This window comes from Corynebacterium crudilactis (assembly GCF_001643015.1).
Classification (GTDB): Bacteria; Actinomycetota; Actinomycetes; order Mycobacteriales; family Mycobacteriaceae; genus Corynebacterium; species Corynebacterium crudilactis.
Genome location: NZ_CP015622.1, coordinates 1,040,639 through 1,056,274 on the forward strand (window position 1 = coordinate 1,040,639; position 15,636 = coordinate 1,056,274).

Consider the following 15,636-nt stretch of genomic DNA (forward strand, 5'->3'; position numbering starts at 1 on the left):
TGGTGAGCTGAGGATGAGTTTAGACTGAATGTGTTGTGCCACACAATCTTTTTGTTCAATATTGAGGTGCGGATCAAGCCCAACCACCCCCGCTGATAGTTGATCTACTAAAATCAGCGACATGACGCAGGCAATTGCAGTATCTCTGGATTTGGCGGCGCGCATCACTGCAAAGATTGACCGGGGAGAACTCACCCCAGGTACCCGGCTTTCAGAAGTTGCGCTGGCGGAGGAACTAGGTGTTTCTAGAAATACCCTGCGGGAAGCATTCCGAGTGTTGATGCGGGATGGATTGGTTGATCACATCCCTAACCGTGGTGTTTTTGTCCATACTTTTACACGGGCAGATGTTGAAGATCTGTATGCCTATCGCATGTTTATAGAGATCTCTGCAATTCGTGCAGCGCGCCACAAGTCTGAGATCCTTGAGAAATCATTGGATACAATGCGGGAAGCTTATGAGCGGGGTGCAGCAGCAAATGCTGTGGGGGATTGGCAGACTGTTGGGTCCGCTAATAGTGCATTTCACCTGGCCATTGTGGATTTGGCGGGGGTGGCACGTTTATCTGCAGATGCCCGAAAAGTGTTGGCGCTTGCACGCATTGGCTTCATGGCTACCTACAATGTGGAAACTTTTCACAGCATCTATGTGGAAATGAATCATCAGATCTTGAAGTATCTGGTTGCCAAGGAATTTGAGGAGGCGGAAAAGTACGTGGAAAAATACTTTGAATACTCACGCCGTGATCTTTTTGAGCATCTACCAGAAAATTAGAATTACGCTAGGATAGGTGCCTTAAGTGTCACAACCAGCGAGATCTTGGTTGTAGCGCCAGGGAAGGAGGCTCACCCCATGGCATTTGGATTTTTTGGTCGTAAAAAGGAAAGAAAAGATCGTCATAGTGGCGATCCAGAACGGGATTCTAAAAGTCGGCTTACTTCAGCAGATTTATTGCCGGATACAGATCTGCCACAGTTGAATCGTTCACGCGCAAATATGTTGCGCCAAGAATTGGAATACCGCTTTGCGCTGCAGGATGCACACATTAATATCGATGGTCATTCCGCAATGGTGCAGCGTGCTGATGGTGGGGCAGCGCATGTTTCATTGCGTACGCTCGCAATGAATGCGGCTGGGCTGGAAAATTTTGATCAATTGCCTGAGCTGGTGGAGAATTTCGTTCACGGCACCCTTGCTGATGCGACGTTGAAGGATCTTTCCACGGCGGACCTTTATAAGGCACTGCGCCTTCGGTTGTTGCCAACACCAAGTGAAAATGATGAGCTGGCGGAGTATGGCTTAACTATTGAGAGCAAAATCCGCGATGACTCCATTTTGCGTACTTTCACTTCTGATATGTCGATTGCGCTGGTGCTCGATACTGAGCATGCTATTCGCATCCAGCCGCTCAAAGAGCTCGAGCGCTTTGATGACCTCGGCGCCCTAGAGCGGGCTGCGGATCGCAATACTTGGCAGGAGCTTTACGACGCGTCCGTGGACGTTACCTTCGTCGACGCCGAATCAGACAGCGAAGGTTCATCATTTTGGACCTTTGAATCCAACTCGTATTACCTCGGTAGTGCTCCGTTGTTCCTTGGCGATCTGCTCGCTAAGTGGGCACCAGATTTGGATCAGAGCGATGGGGTGATTTTTGCTGTTCCAGATCGTGACCTGTTAATCGCACGGCCTATTTCCACTGGTGAAAACCTGATGAATGGCATCACTGCGATGGTAAGAACTGCGATGCGCTTTGGCCTCGGGAACCCGACGTCGATAAGCCCGCGCTTGCACATGCTGCATGACAATCAGGTGATTACCTTTACCGACTACCGCATCGTCTCTCCTGAAATGGAGGCGGAGTGGGAAGAAAATTCTTTCGACGCGCCACCTGCTGGTGCCATCGGCATCGAAGTCCGCCCAGACCCCTACTTGATGGAGAGACTCCAACAGGGCGGGTTTGGGGATTTCGGTGATTTCGGAAAACCGCGCGATTTAGGGATGTAAAAAAAGGGAGGAGACTTAAAGTCTCCTCCCTTTTTACAAACTAGAAGTTGTTCTTGCGCTCGGTGTGAGCCATAGCGAGAACGTCGAGGCGCTTGTCCAGCTCTTCCTCCGTAAGCTTCACGCCATCAACCAAGCCCATATCAATGACAGTCTGGCGGATGGTCTTGCCCTCTGCCAGAGCGGTTTTAGCGACCTTCGCAGCAGCTTCGTAGCCGATTGCGGAGTTCAGTGGGGTGACGATGGAAGGTGAAGACTCAGCGAGCTGCTTCATGTGCTCTTCGTTTGGCTCGATGCCATCTACAAGGCGGGTAGCGAACACGCGGGAGGTATTAGCCAGCAGGCGAGCAGACTCAAGCACGTTGCGAGCCATCACTGGGATGAACACGTTGAGCTCGAACTGGCCCTGGGTACCGGAGAATGCAACAGCTGCATCGTTGCCGATAACCTGAGCGGAAACCTGGGTAGCGGTTTCGCACAGAACTGGGTTGACCTTGCCTGGCATGATGGAAGAACCTGGCTGCAGATCTGGAAGACGAATCTCGCCAAGACCGGTCAGTGGGCCAGAGCCCATCAGACGGATATCATTAGCGATCTTGTACAGGGAAACAGCGATAACACGCATTGCGCCGGAGAACTCAACAAGAGCATCGCGAGCAGCCTGAGCCTCGAAGTGGTTCTCAGCCTCCTTGAGCTCCTTGACCTCAGTGAGGTTGATGAGCTCAGCAACGACCTTGCCGCCGAAATCAGCGGAGGTGTTGATACCGGTACCAGCAGCGGTGCCACCGATTGCCAGCTCGCCCAAGCGAGGAAGAGTTGCCTCAACGCGCTCGATACCAAGCTGAATCTGGCGAGCGTAACCACCGAATTCCTGGCCTAGGGTAACTGGAACAGCATCCATGAGGTGGGTACGGCCGGATTTTACAACCTCAGCCCACTCATTCGCCTTCTTAGCCAAGGACTCGTGCAAGACCTTCAGGCCTGGAATGAGGTCATTGACAGCAGCTTCGGTTGCAGCAACGTGAGTTGCAGTTGGGAAGGTGTCATTGGAGGACTGGCCCATGTTCACGTGGTCATTAGGGTGAACCTCAACGCCGTTAGCCTTCGCGATGGAAGCGATAACCTCATTGGTGTTCATGTTGGAGGAAGTACCGGAACCAGTCTGGAACACATCAATTGGGAACTCTGCATCGTGCTTACCGGATGCGATTTCCTTGCCTGCTGCGATGATGGCATCTGCCTTATCGCCATCCAGCGCACCAGAATCCTTGTTTACCTGTGCACATGCTGCCTTCAGCAGGCCCATTGCACGGATCTGTGCAGATTCCAGACCGCGACCAGAGATCGGGAAGTTCTCCACTGCACGCTGAGTCTGTGCTTGCCACAGAGCCTTTGCTGGGACCTTCACTTCACCCATGGTGTCGTGTTCAATACGGAATTCCTGCTCGGTCATGAAATCACTCATTTCTTACTGAGAATTAAATCGGCTGTCACAAGCTTACCTTCCTCGTAAGTGATAAACACCAGGGTACCCACCAAAAGTGGGGTAGCTCCCTAAAGAGAGGTCTTAAATACTTCGTAGCTAAACTGAGTTAGAGTGTTCTTTCCTTATATTTTGCAACAAACTCAACCAAAAAAAGGGGTCATAATGCATGATTCTGAAGATCTTTCGGGCGCAGTGTCTTTGACTAATAATGCTGCGAATCAGGAACTATTCCGTGACAATATGCGCGCTTTGTTGGTTCGTAGTTTGGGAGTGCGAGATCGTGAAGATTCTCTCGTCGCTCAAATCGCCGGAGACGTCGGTATGCGGATCATTGAAGGTGAACTCTTGCCTGGTGATGAAGTGAATTCTGTTGGATTAGCAAAGCAATTTGGCACCAGTAGAACTCCCGTCCGTGAGGCATTATTGCTTTTGGAAAAGCACCGGATGGTGGAAGTTCCCGCGCGCCGTCGGCCACGGGTCTCTGAAGTCCATGATGTTTCAATTAAAGAGCTCTATCACGCGCGAGCATTGCTCACTGGTTATATGTCTGCGGCAGTGTGTAATAACTGGTCAGGTAATGATTTAGAGCCAGTGCGGGAAAAGATCTCGCAAATGGTTCAAGCTTGTGAAGCCAACGATGTAAATGCGTTTTTCTGGGCGAATATCACCATGGGAGAAATTGCTACGAACATTGCTGGCAATAGTATTGTTGCTGGATTTATTGATTCTGTTGGCTTATCTAGCCTGCGTTTACGTCGAAAGTCAATGACATTACCTGGAAGGATGCAGGAATCTACGCGAGATCATGAGCGCTTGTTGCTTGCTTTTGAGCGCCGTGACGGACAGCTAGCTAAGGCTTTATCCATGGGGATTATCCGAGATGCGTATCTCGCTCTGACTAAAGATGATCCGCGGAATTGGAATATGTCTTAAGGCATGAGAAAAGGTGGCAGGGAAGTATCCCTGCCACCTTTTTAGTCTTCTAGTCCACCGAAACCTTTTGCAGTGGCGCTGTCACGATGCCTGCGGAAAGTAGGTTATCGATTTCCTCGGGGGTTTTGCCCAGCACAGTCTGCAAGATGTCGGCAGTGTGCTCACCGAGAGCTGGTGGGAAGGTATCCGAACCGCGAGGAGCACGAGATAGCTTAATTGGGTTGCCGAGGGTCTTCACGGAAGTTCCGTTGTCATCTGCAAGTTCAACAACCATGTCGCGGTGCAAGACTTGTGGGGAAGTCAAAGCTAGGTCAAGGGTATTAACCATTCCTACTGGGATGCCAGCTTCGTTGAAAAGTCGGACCCATTCTGCGGCTTCTTTGGTAAGGAATGCCGGTTCGATAATGCTCCACAGTGCTTCTTTGTTTTTCAGTCGATCGCGGTTGAGTGTGAAGCGAGGGTCTTCAAGAAGCTCTGGGTGTCCCAGCACCTCTGCCATGGCCTTCCACATACGCTCGGTGTTAGCGGTGGTGACAATGTCGCGCCCATCGCCGGCGGTGAACTGGCGGTAAGTAGGAATCGCATCGTGTCCGCTACCTTGGAGTCCCGGTACAGCGCCAGATTCTAGGTAGTAAGTGCCCTGGTAGGACAGCATTGTCACCAGGCAGTCGAGCATGGAGATGTCGATGAATTCTCCTTGGCCGGTTTCTTTGACGTTGTGCAGTGCTGCCAAAATGCCGATGACGGCGTGCAGTCCTGCAGCCAGGTCGCCGACAGGGATGCCGGTGCGCACTGGGTGTCCGCCGCGTTCGCCTGTCTACGTCTAGCGCATTCAGTGTAGGGAGCATCACAGGAACACTGAGCAGCATCAGTGAGATGGGGTCCATAAACATGCCAAGCACGATCATGATGATGAGAGCTGCGATGACGAACTGGGTACTGGATAGTCCCATGGATTCGATCCACTCGGTGAACAGGAATGGGATGCCACTTAACGCCAGCATTCGGGTGACAAATGCTGCACCAATCAGGAGGAAGAACACGCCGCCGGTGGCATAAACGGTTCCGGCAAGAGCGCTACCGATGGTGGATAGGAACTCGCGGCCTTTGTACGCCATAGCAATCAGTATGGCACCGATACAGCCGACTGCTGCAGCTTCTGTGGCGGTAAAGAAGCCGCCATACATGCCACCAAGGATGATTGTGACCAGAATTGGCAAAGGCCAGACCTGGCCAAGTGATACCCAACGTGCTTTCCATCCAACAGCAGGTAATTTTTCTCCAGCAACTGATGGAAATGCAATGGCCAAGATGATGATAGCTGCGTTAACTACTAGGGCCAGGAGGATTCCGGGAATAACACCGGCGAGCAACTGTGGGCCAACCGGAAGGTTTGCAATTCCGGCATAAACTACCAGTAAGAGGCTAGGTGGGATCAGCTGACCAGGAAGGCCTGCCATGATCACAGAACCCAGGGCCAGGCGCTTGTCGTATCCAGATTTCAACATTTCAGGGATACCAATTCGGCTAATCGCATAAGCAATGCCAATGGTAGATCCACTGGCAGCGGCCAAACCTGCACCGGCCATATTGGTGGTAACTGCAAGTCCACCCGGCAGCCAATTTAGCCAGGCACGTGCAGCATCGAAAATGCGTGTTGTGGCTCCACTTTTCCATAGCAGCAGACCCATGAAAATGAACATGGGAATGACTGAAAGTGACCAGCTTGCTCCATTGGCTGCAGGGAGATCGACCAGGCTGCGTTCTACTACTGATGATCCACTAATGCGCCAGATACCGAGGATTCCAGCGATGCCCATGGCGACGGCGATAGGAACTTTCCAGGCCATCAGGGTGAGGAGCAAAACTAGGCAAACACCGGCTACTTGATATTTTGTGGTCAAAAGACCTGAGAAAATCAGCCCTACTTCTCCGAGGAGAATGACGGCCATGATGGTTAGCGTGATTGACGTAGGTTTGCTGGACTTTTTAAGAGAGCCTAAAGCTGCATTTTCGACGCTAGGTGTCGGTTTTGTTTGCACTGCTAAAGTCATTTGTTTGTGCTCCTTTCAGAAGAGTCTTCTGCCACCAGTTGTGTTTCTAGATCTGCCAATACATCAGCTTCTTCACCAGTAGCGTCCATTTCAGCGGAAAGTACGGCGTCTTTATTGACTAATAATTGGATGATGTTGGCGACGACGACGAGGAAGAAAGCGAGGCAGGCTAGTGGGATCGCAAAGCGAGGAGGCCACACGGTGACACCGGTGGAGGAGTCATACTCTCCCACAGACATCTGTTCGAGAGCATTGTTGAAACCAGCCCAACCGATCATTAATACGAAAATGCCGGTGAATGTTAATGCCACGATGGACATAATTTGCTGTCCGCGAGGAGTGAGACGCTCGTAGACGAGTGGGAGATCGGTATGCTCACCGTAGTGTTGTGCTGCTGCAATCCCAAAGAAGACGAGTGGAAGCATCCACCAGAAGGAAACAAACTGGTTGGTGCCTTGAATTGGCATGTTGAGGCCGAACCGTAATGCCACATCCAAAAACACATTTATAACCATTCCAAAGGCTGCCACCGCACCTAAGACAATGGAAAGACGGATGAGGATTTTGACCGATAGATCAATTCCACGGATCAAAGAACTTGGTTGCTCTGCCTGAGTCTTAAGTGTGCTACTCATGTCTATCCTTTAATGGTTGCGGGATTAGGAGAGTGTGTTGAAGATTTCTTCATCGAGCTTGTCTGCCCATGGCTGGAGATCTACAGAATCTGTGCCAAGGGATGTTGCCCAATCCTGGTGATTGGCGTATCCGCCGTCGTAGCCAAGGTCTTCGACGATGCCGACCCACTTTTCACGGAGCTGCTCGTATTCGGTGACTGCCGCATTGGAATCAGAGACTGCTGCTGGTGGGTTATCAATCATGTCCTGGCGAACTTGTGCGAAGTGGGAATCTAACGCTTGCTGTAGATCTGCCGCTGGCTCGTGGTAATTCAGTGCCATGGCATCCTGCTCTTGGTGGAAACGCTTCTGTTCATCGAAGTAACCGGTGTAGTAGATCTTGAGGAATTCAGCGCGGTTATCGTCGAAAGCAGCTTTTTGCTCTGCGGTCAGGGAATCCATGAAGTTATTGGAGGAAGCTAGGGAGATAGAACTCCAACCAGGGAAATCGACCTTGGTGAAGTTCTTTCCAATTTCCCAGAGGCCAAGGCCAGTCATGTCGGGTTCTGCGCCAACGAAGCAGTCGACGACTCCACGTTCAAAGCCTTCATAAATTTCTGCGCCGGACAGGGTTACGGGAGTCATTCCTAGAGCGGTGACTGCCTTGGAGTACATTTCGCCACCGACACGGACTCGTTTACCGCGTGTATCTTCGAGAGATTCCACGGGCTCTTTGCAAAGCATCTGGTAGTTATCATGATTTTGGAAACGTGGGATAAGCGGATAAATACCCTGGTCACTTAGTTCGTTAGATACCTCAGGGTGGTTATATGCCCATTCAATGGCAGCAGCGGCATTGGCCAGGAGACCCACGACAGGTCGATCATCGCCGCCGTATCCAAGCTGGGCTGCCCAAGCATCAATTGGGAAAGACGCGGGAGTGTAGGCCATTCCTAGATAGCCAAGATCGATGATTCCACCGGTGATGCTGGTGGCAACCTCAGGTTGTTTGACGAGGGAATCGGCGAAGTAATGCTCGAATGTCAGCTCACCATTGGATGCTTCAGAGACGACATCGCCGAACTGTGTCATAGCCGTGCTCATCATATGATCGGGACCATATGGTGGGTTTGCCTTAACCACTACGTTGGCGCCGGGGTCTGCGGATCCTTCAGCAGCTAGACCGCCACCACCACAAGCTGTAAGAGCCAATGCGGAGACAAGCGCAGTTGTGGATAAAAAGCCACGCTTAATACAGCGGGAGTGGAGCGCTGACGTAAAACCAGAAACCATGTGATTCCCCTTTGGGTTGTAAACCAAAACTATTATGTGTCGACAGTTTAAGTTTGACCCAATATTAAGACAAGTGTTTCTCCTCACTTTATTTGAATCATGTTACCCCCATCTCTTAATATTTTTGCTGCTAAATTCAGGGAATAAAAACGGGGAGTAGTCTTTTATTTAAGCTAAAGAAGCTTCAACCTTGGTGTATGGGAATATTCATTGTGTGTACTCCCAACTTTTAAAGACTGGGAGTTTGTATAAATTCTGGGGGTAATGAGTGATGTTGGAAGTTGGGCGACTATCCCTTAAAGTCGACACAATTCTATATTGGTAACTTTTAAGAACGCATAAAAATAACCCCCTGTCACCTCATGAAAAGGTAACAGGGGGCTCTAAAACCCTGGAAAGGTTTAGGTAGTAGTGGTGTAATCCACTACGGAGTATTCCTGGAGCTTAGCGAGCTGGTGCACAGACTCAATGTGGCGGATGGTTCCAGACTTGGAACGCATAACCAATGAGCGAGTGGTGGCGCCGTTAGCGCGGTAGGAGACACCACGAAGCATGTCACCGTTGGTGACACCGGTTGCTACGAAGTAGCAGTTGTCGGAGCTGACGAGGTCATTGGTATGCAAGACTTTGTTGAGCTCGAGGCCTGCATCGGCTGCCTTCTGGCGTTCGAAGTCATTCATTGGCGCCAGGATTCCCTGGATTTCGCCACCCATGCACTTCATTGCACAAGCGGTGATGATGCCTTCTGGGGTACCACCAGTGCCCATCATCATGTCTACAGAGTTGGAAGCCTGTGCTGCTGCAACTGCACCTGCAACGTCGCCGTCAGAGATGAGACGAACCTTTGCTCCTGCACGGCGAATGTCAGAGATCAATTCGATGTGGCGAGGGCGGTCAAGGACAATAACGGTGACATCGGAAGCATTGATGCCCTTGGCTTTTGCCACTGCGTTGATGTTGTGTGCAACTGGAGCTTCAATATCAACCTTTCCAGCAGCTTCAGGTCCAACGGCCAGCTTTTTCATGTAGAAAACTGCGGAAGGATCGTACATGGAGCCACGCTCGGCAGCTGCAAGTACGGAAATTGCGTTGGGACGGCCTTCGGCCATCAAGGTTGTTCCATCAACTGGGTCAACTGCGATGTCTACTTCAGCGCCAAAGCCGGTTCCGACCTCTTCGCCGTTATACAGCATTGGAGCTTCGTCTTTTTCGCCTTCACCGATGACAACGACGCCGCGCATGGCTACAGAGTTGATGAGTTGACGCATGGCATCGACAGCGGCACCGTCACCTTCGTTTTTCATACCGCGTCCAACCCAGCGTCCGGAAGCCAAGGCTGCAGCTTCCGTAACTCGCACCAGTTCCATTGCGAGGTTACGGTCCGGCATTTCGGCGTTAAGGTTCATGTGAAGGGCCTCCTGGGGGCACTTGATCCGACCTAGGGTAACTAGGCGCGTTATTGAAGTATCGACGCTTGGGTGTTTCACCCGCACTTTATCCATTGTTGCACTTTTGTGTCCGTAGTTTTGGTTTCTGGACACCCAAAAGGGGGACTGGGGGCAAAGTCATGCCATACTATGCGAGTGGCTGAGAAACGACCGAAAATATTTGATGGCAGTCGAGACATGATTATCTCGCTCGTGGTGTCCGCAATCATCATGTTGTTAGCGGTGGGTTTTACGGGAATGTGTTCATTCAACACCGGAACCCCAGAAAATGGGCAAGTACCGTCAGTTGATGCTTCTACTTTTATGTCCATGGAAGCTCGCGCGATGGCTGATGATCATGCCACCCGTTTGCCAGAAACTCCTGAAGGCTGGACTACAAATTCAGCTCGACGCACCATGGTGGATGATTCCCCTGCGTCAGTAATTGGATATGTCACCGCGCAGGAAGGCTATATTCAGCTGACCCAAACTGGTGAAAACATTGAAGATTCAGTTGTTGGATATGACTCTCGTTGGCGTGATCTTTCTGATTCTTATGATCTTGATGGGCATCCAGTGGGTATTTATACCTCTCAAGAATCTGATGTGCGTGATCTGCGGGTGATGGATCTGGGCGATGCTCGCGTGATGGTTTCTGGAGCAGCAACAGATGAGGAGTTCAATGAACTTCTGAGTGCTGTTGCCGCTACGCAGCCACTGCCAACCAACTAATTTAGAGATGCTTTTCGACGCAAACCCAAGGCGATAATCGCCAGGATTAAGCCGAATGAAGTCATGAGGCCTCCAACTATTCCAACGGATGCGAGTCCTAAGGAAGTGGAAATAGTCGCACCGGCTAACCAGGCAGCGATCGCGTTTCCTAAGTTGAACGCTCCAATGTTGAGTGAAGACGCCAGCGTTGGGGCGCCGGAGGCATATTCGAGGACCACTGATTGTAGGGGTGCAATGGTGGCCATGCCGAAGAATCCTATAAAGAAGACTGTGGCTAGCGACAGTAAAGAACTATGGGCAGTGAATGTCAGTGCGAATAGTGAGATTGCTAGAAGAAGCAGCATTCCGAGCACTGTGTGCATTAGTGAGCGATCTATGAGCTTTCCACCTGTCCAGTTTCCTGTGAACATGCCAATTCCGACGATGATCAAAATCCAGCTCATGGAGTTTTCGGAGAAGCCGGCTACCTCGGTCATGATGGGGGTGAGGAAGGTGAGTGCTGCAAAGACGCCACCAAATCCGAATAAGGTCATTAGTAAGGCAAGAATTACTTGTGGGTGACGCAGTGCCTTGATTTCTCGCTTGATGTTGACATCTTTGGGCGAGTGTAGATGTGGAATGAATAAGGCGATCGCCGCGGTTGTGAACGCGCTAAGGGCTGCGATAATAAGGAATGTAGTGCGCCAATTTGTTACTGTGCCGATCCATGTTCCGATTGGGACACCGATGAGGTTGGCCAGGGAAATTCCGCTGAACATATAGGCTACGGCGGCGCCTCGTTGGCCAGGTGCTGCGAGCTCCGCGGCTACAACGGTGCCGATTCCGAAGAATGCGCCGTGGGTGAACGAAGTGATGACGCGTCCCAGGATAAGAAGGGCGAAGTTGGGTGCTAGGGCGGAGAGGAGGTTGCCGGCAATAAGCAGCATCGTTAAAAAGAGCAGCATCTGCTTTCGGGGGCGCCTGATGCTGAGCAGTGTCATGATTGGGGCGCCTATCGTGGCTCCGGCTGCGTAGGAAGAAATTACCCAACCAGTAACGGGGATGGAGGTTTCAAAGGTGTGCGCAATTTGGGGGAGGAGTCCGACTGGAACGAATTCAGTGACCCCTACAGCGAATACGCCTAATGCTAGAGCGGTGAGTTGAATGGATTTACTTGCAGGCGCGTTATATTCGCTCATGCAAGGAGAATTTAGTTGCAGGCGCGTGATATTGCAAGTGTTAGTATTATTGAAGAAGATTTGAGGAGGTGAGCCATGACAAAGATGGAAACCGGACTTGCGCAACGGTGGTGTGCGCTCAAAGTTATCCATGACCGGATTGAGACTCATGTAGAAAAGGATTTACAGGCACACCACGGAATCAGTGTGCGGGAGTTCTCATTGCTCAGAGTGTTGAGCCGGCAACATGATGGGGAAGATGGTCACCTCACCATGGCGGCACTTGCTAAGTCTGTGGCACTAAGTCAAAGTGCAACGACTCGGTTGGTCTCGCGATTAGAGGAGCGCGGACTGCTCACAAGGTATATTTGCGCGACGGATCGTCGCGGAATCTATACCGATATCACCACTTTTGGCAGTGAATTGCTGGAGGACGCAACACCAACAAATGATGCGTCCTTGGAAGTAGTGTTAAATATTTTGCGCGATGAACCCGAATTAACACCGTTCATCGCGGTTATGGAGTCCTAAAAGGAGCCGTCGATAAGCGTTATTCTGCGGTCTTTAAGGCTTGCTCGACGCGCGCTGAGGCGCCGGCGAGATGCTCTTCGCAGCGCTTGGCTAGGGCTTCGCCACGCTCCCAGTATTTGAGAGATTCATCGAGGCCCATTTGGCCGAGCTCCAAAATTTTAACAATTTCCACGAGCTCATCGCGGGCGCGTTCGTAGGAAAGCTGTGCAACAGATTCAAAAGAGTCGTTGCCGCTGCCGGAACCAATAATATCTGGATTGGTCATTTTAATATCTCCTAAATTATTAGTTTGCTTGCTGGACGCCCATGGACGCTGCGGTGATGGAGCCGTCTGCAACGCGGATGCGTAGCTGGCTGCCGGGAGGGGACTGCTCAATAGTGGTCACAACTTCAGCTGGACTACCGTCGCGGGGCAGTACCTGAACCACGGAATAGCCGCGGGCCAATGTTGCTGAAGGTCCCAGCGCAGCAACCTGGGCGCGCAAGGAGGTAACCATGGCTTGTTCGGTGCGCACAAGATGCGTGACATCGCGCCTAATCAAGTTCACGGCCTGGTTTATTTCTTCACGTCGGCGATTAATCGGAGTCATCGGATCAGAAAGTACGGGCCGAGACCGGATCGCGGTGAGCGCTTGCTGCTCTCGCTGCACCCAACCACGCAATGCAGCAGCACTTCGGCCACGAAGCTGTGCGATCAGCAGGCGTTCTTCTGCAACATCAGGGACTACCCGTTTCGCAGCATCCGTAGGAGTGGCAGCGCGCAGATCCGCCACATTATCTAGCACTGGCGTATCAGGTTCATGACCAATGGCGGATACCACTGGAGTCTGGGTTGCCGCTACGGCACGCTGCAGAGCTTCCTCAGAGAAAGGAAGTAGATCCTCCACAGAACCACCACCACGGGCAATGATGATGACATCAACGCGCGGATCTTGATCCAGGATGCGTAGCGCATCGATAATTTCCGGAACAGCAGATGCACCTTGGACCGCAGTGTTGATGACCTCAAATTGGACCTCAGGCCAACGATCCTGCGCCACACTCAATACATCGCGCTCTGCAGCAGAACCACGGCCAGTGATCAGACCAACACGATTGGGAAGGAAAGGTAAGCGCTTTTTGCGAGAAGGATCAAATAGTCCCTCTGCAGCAAGTTTCTTACGCAGCTCTTCAATACGTGCAAGCAGCTCACCGATACCCACTGGGCGGATATCGGTTACCCAGAGAGAAAAGGTGCCACGGCCAGCAAAAAATGCTGGTTTGCCGTACACAATTACTCGATCGCCATCTTTTAGCGGGGTAGGACGATTGCGGATGATATCGGTTGGGCACGTCAGCTGCACGGAAACTTCTTGTTCAACATCACGCAAAGTGAGATAAGAAAGCTTCCAATTCGGCTTGACATTGATTTGAGCTAATTGTCCTTCCACCCAGAGGTGGCCCAGCCGTTCAATCCATTGTTTAACTTGGGTATTTACTTCCCGTACTGGCCAGGGGGCTTCGGGGGTTGATTTCGCAGACGGCACAGGCGTGTGATTCTCCTTCTTCCAAGCGGTTGCTTTCCCCAGTCTAGGTGTTTGCCCTCAAGGTTGGATACGCTGGGAGGCATGAGCTCACCAGTTATTAGCCCTAAAATTAAAACCGGAAAGAAGATCCTGCTTGCAGCCCCTCGCGGATACTGCGCCGGCGTGGACCGCGCAGTGGAAACCGTAGAGCGCGCATTGGAAGAATACGGTGCACCAATCTATGTCCGTAAAGAAATTGTGCACAACCGCTACGTTGTAGATACCTTGGCGGAAAAGGGCGCAATCTTTGTCAATGAAGCATCTGAAGCTCCAGAAGGTGCCAACATGGTATTTTCTGCGCACGGCGTGAGCCCAATGGTCCACGAAGAAGCAGCTGCCAAAAATATCAAGGCGATCGACGCAGCGTGCCCGCTGGTAACTAAGGTGCATAAGGAAGTGCAGCGCTTTGATAAGCAGGGCTTCCACATTCTTTTCATCGGCCATGAAGGCCATGAAGAGGTAGAAGGCACCATGGGCCATTCTGTAGAGAAGACCCACTTGGTTGATGGCGTTGCAGGTATCGCATCTTTGCCGGAGTTCTTGGCAGATGAGCTGAACCTGATTTGGTTGTCCCAGACCACGCTGTCAGTGGATGAGACGATGGAGATCGTCCGCGAGCTCAAGGCCAAGTACCCGCAGCTGCAGGATCCACCATCAGATGATATTTGCTATGCCACCCAGAACCGCCAGGTTGCAGTCAAGGCCATTGCAGAACGTTGTGAGCTGATGATTGTGGTGGGTTCACAGAACTCCTCCAACTCAGTTCGCCTGGTAGAAGTTGCTAAACAAAGCGGTGCAGACAACGCCTACTTGGTGGATTATGCTCGCGAAATTGATCCAGCGTGGTTTGAAGGCGTAGAAACTATCGGCATTTCCTCTGGCGCTTCTGTTCCAGAAATTCTCGTGCAGGGAGTCGTTGAGCGTTTGGCGCAATACGGCTTCGACGATGTTGAGGAAGTTACCTCGGCCGCAGAGAAGATCGTGTTCGCGCTGCCTCGCGTGCTGCGCCACAAGAACTAAAAAAATCCCCGCCAATGAGCGGGGATTTTTTAGCTATAAAGGTCATCGTCCAGCGAGCTGCGGCGGCGAGGCGCTTGTCGACGCTCGGTCGCTTCAGGCGCCCTCGGGCGTGGCTTGGGTGGCGGCACAACAGGATGACGTTGCCCAACGTGCTGACGGCGCTCTTGGCTCCTCTTGATCAACTCATCAACAGTTACCTGTGAACCTTCACCAGCAGGCTGTGCACGGCGACTTCGCACCTTGGTGGATTGTGCACGAGCACGACGCGCTGCCGCTTGATTAGCTTGTTCAGCTTCACGTTGCGCACGCCTCGTGCGTTCTCCAGAAACTTGTTGAGTCTCCTGATTCCTCCGTAGCAAAATGATTCTGATGACTGCGATCAGCGCCGCCACGAGTGTCACCATGATCAATGTGGGGAAGAGCTGCGCCAACGGGTAGATAGCCGTGAGGATTTCTGTGGCAGAAACTCCGGGGGAGGCACTAGATACAGAGCCTTTTTGGGATACAAACCACGCAGTAAGCGGTGTGAAAATGCCAAATAGGAGTGGAATAGACGCGACTGTTAAAAAGAGTCCGCGGGCTTCAACCAACAATGTCACGCCGAGCGTGGCAATGATGAAAACCAGCTGGAAGGGCAGTCCAATCACACCCATCAACAAGCTGATAAGCATTCCCGTAATAAGGGACGCGAAAACAACTGAAGGGCCAGACCATGTGGGCAAACCTATGAATGCAGTTTGCTGTGATGGCTTGGAGCTTCTCCTCGACGATGCTGATCCATGTGACACGTGTGATTACTTTACCGGTCTAATAGCTATTTAC

General features: G+C 51.6%; 15 protein-coding genes and 1 pseudogene. 6 read left to right on the forward strand and 10 right to left on the reverse strand.

Translation table 11 applies throughout. From position 1 onward, the window contains the following. Positions 1–121 precede the first annotated feature (121 nt). A complete protein-coding gene (locus tag ccrud_RS04945; protein WP_066565123.1) occupies positions 122–775 on the forward strand; it encodes a GntR family transcriptional regulator in 654 nt (217 codons plus the stop codon). Between the two features lie 78 nt (positions 776–853). After that, positions 854–2,005, forward strand: coding sequence for a hypothetical protein (locus ccrud_RS04950; RefSeq protein ID WP_066565124.1), 1,152 nt, complete (start codon positions 854–856; stop codon positions 2,003–2,005). 40 nt (positions 2,006–2,045) lie between these two features. Here the strand turns inward: ccrud_RS04950 and ccrud_RS04955 are convergent, their stop codons facing one another. Further along, positions 2,046–3,455, reverse strand: a complete 1,410-nt coding sequence (locus ccrud_RS04955) for a class II fumarate hydratase (protein WP_066565125.1) — start codon at positions 3,453–3,455, stop codon at positions 2,046–2,048. 195 nt (positions 3,456–3,650) lie between these two features. Here ccrud_RS04955 and ccrud_RS04960 point away from each other — a divergent pair, with 195 nt between their 5' ends. Continuing rightward, positions 3,651–4,421 carry a GntR family transcriptional regulator gene (locus ccrud_RS04960; RefSeq protein WP_066565126.1) on the forward strand — a complete coding sequence of 257 codons (771 nt, stop codon included), beginning with the start codon at positions 3,651–3,653 and terminating at the stop codon, positions 4,419–4,421. Between the two features lie 49 nt (positions 4,422–4,470). Here the strand turns inward: ccrud_RS04960 and ccrud_RS04965 are convergent, their stop codons facing one another. The 5 genes and pseudogenes from ccrud_RS04965 to glpX all read right to left on the reverse strand — a co-directional run bounded on the left by ccrud_RS04965 (position 4,471) and on the right by glpX (position 9,788). Beyond that, positions 4,471–5,214, reverse strand: coding sequence for a CaiB/BaiF CoA transferase family protein (locus tag ccrud_RS04965; RefSeq protein ID WP_082868786.1), 744 nt, complete (start codon positions 5,212–5,214; stop codon positions 4,471–4,473). A gap of 31 nt (positions 5,215–5,245) precedes the next feature. Next, positions 5,246–6,475: pseudogene (locus ccrud_RS15665) on the reverse strand (TRAP transporter large permease); the annotation flags it as partial. Next, positions 6,472–7,110 carry a TRAP transporter small permease gene (locus ccrud_RS04975; RefSeq protein WP_066565128.1) on the reverse strand — a complete coding sequence of 213 codons (639 nt, stop codon included), beginning with the start codon at positions 7,108–7,110 and terminating at the stop codon, positions 6,472–6,474. The gene ccrud_RS04975 and the pseudogene ccrud_RS15665, both read right to left, overlap by 4 nt. A 24-nt stretch (positions 7,111–7,134) precedes the next feature. Further along, positions 7,135–8,382, reverse strand: a complete 1,248-nt coding sequence (locus ccrud_RS04980) for a C4-dicarboxylate TRAP transporter substrate-binding protein (protein ID WP_082868787.1) — start codon at positions 8,380–8,382, stop codon at positions 7,135–7,137. 401 nt (positions 8,383–8,783) lie between these two features. Continuing rightward, positions 8,784–9,788, reverse strand: coding sequence for a class II fructose-bisphosphatase (gene glpX / locus ccrud_RS04985; protein ID WP_066565129.1), 1,005 nt, complete (start codon positions 9,786–9,788; stop codon positions 8,784–8,786). Positions 9,789–9,959: 171 nt separating this feature from the next. Between glpX and ccrud_RS04990 the strand changes: the two genes are divergently transcribed. Next, a complete protein-coding gene (locus ccrud_RS04990) occupies positions 9,960–10,541 on the forward strand; it encodes a DUF4245 domain-containing protein (RefSeq protein ID WP_074025414.1) in 582 nt (193 codons plus the stop codon). On the opposite strand, the gene ccrud_RS04995 is transcribed toward ccrud_RS04990, so the two are convergent. Continuing rightward, entirely contained in the window at positions 10,538–11,719 is a 1,182-nt protein-coding gene (locus tag ccrud_RS04995; RefSeq protein WP_066565131.1) for an MFS transporter, read from the reverse strand. The genes ccrud_RS04990 and ccrud_RS04995 overlap by 4 nt on opposite strands. Positions 11,720–11,794: 75 nt before the next feature. Between ccrud_RS04995 and ccrud_RS05000 the strand changes: the two genes are divergently transcribed. Beyond that, positions 11,795–12,229, forward strand: a complete 435-nt coding sequence (locus ccrud_RS05000; RefSeq protein ID WP_066565132.1) for a MarR family winged helix-turn-helix transcriptional regulator — start codon at positions 11,795–11,797, stop codon at positions 12,227–12,229. 19 nt (positions 12,230–12,248) lie between these two features. Here ccrud_RS05000 and ccrud_RS05005 read toward each other — a convergent pair whose 3' ends face one another. Further along, complete coding sequence (locus ccrud_RS05005) at positions 12,249–12,494, reverse strand: exodeoxyribonuclease VII small subunit (RefSeq protein ID WP_066565133.1); 246 nt, start codon at positions 12,492–12,494, stop codon at positions 12,249–12,251. 19 nt (positions 12,495–12,513) lie between these two features. After that, positions 12,514–13,755, reverse strand: coding sequence for an exodeoxyribonuclease VII large subunit (xseA, locus tag ccrud_RS05010; protein WP_066565134.1), 1,242 nt, complete (start codon positions 13,753–13,755; stop codon positions 12,514–12,516). 81 nt (positions 13,756–13,836) lie between these two features. Here xseA and ccrud_RS05015 point away from each other — a divergent pair, with 81 nt between their 5' ends. After that, complete coding sequence (locus ccrud_RS05015) at positions 13,837–14,814, forward strand: 4-hydroxy-3-methylbut-2-enyl diphosphate reductase (protein WP_066565135.1); 978 nt, start codon at positions 13,837–13,839, stop codon at positions 14,812–14,814. 29 nt (positions 14,815–14,843) lie between these two features. Here ccrud_RS05015 and ccrud_RS05020 read toward each other — a convergent pair whose 3' ends face one another. Then, positions 14,844–15,602 carry a DUF6542 domain-containing protein gene (locus ccrud_RS05020; RefSeq protein ID WP_342669917.1) on the reverse strand — a complete coding sequence of 253 codons (759 nt, stop codon included), beginning with the start codon at positions 15,600–15,602 and terminating at the stop codon, positions 14,844–14,846. Positions 15,603–15,636 lie beyond the last annotated feature (34 nt).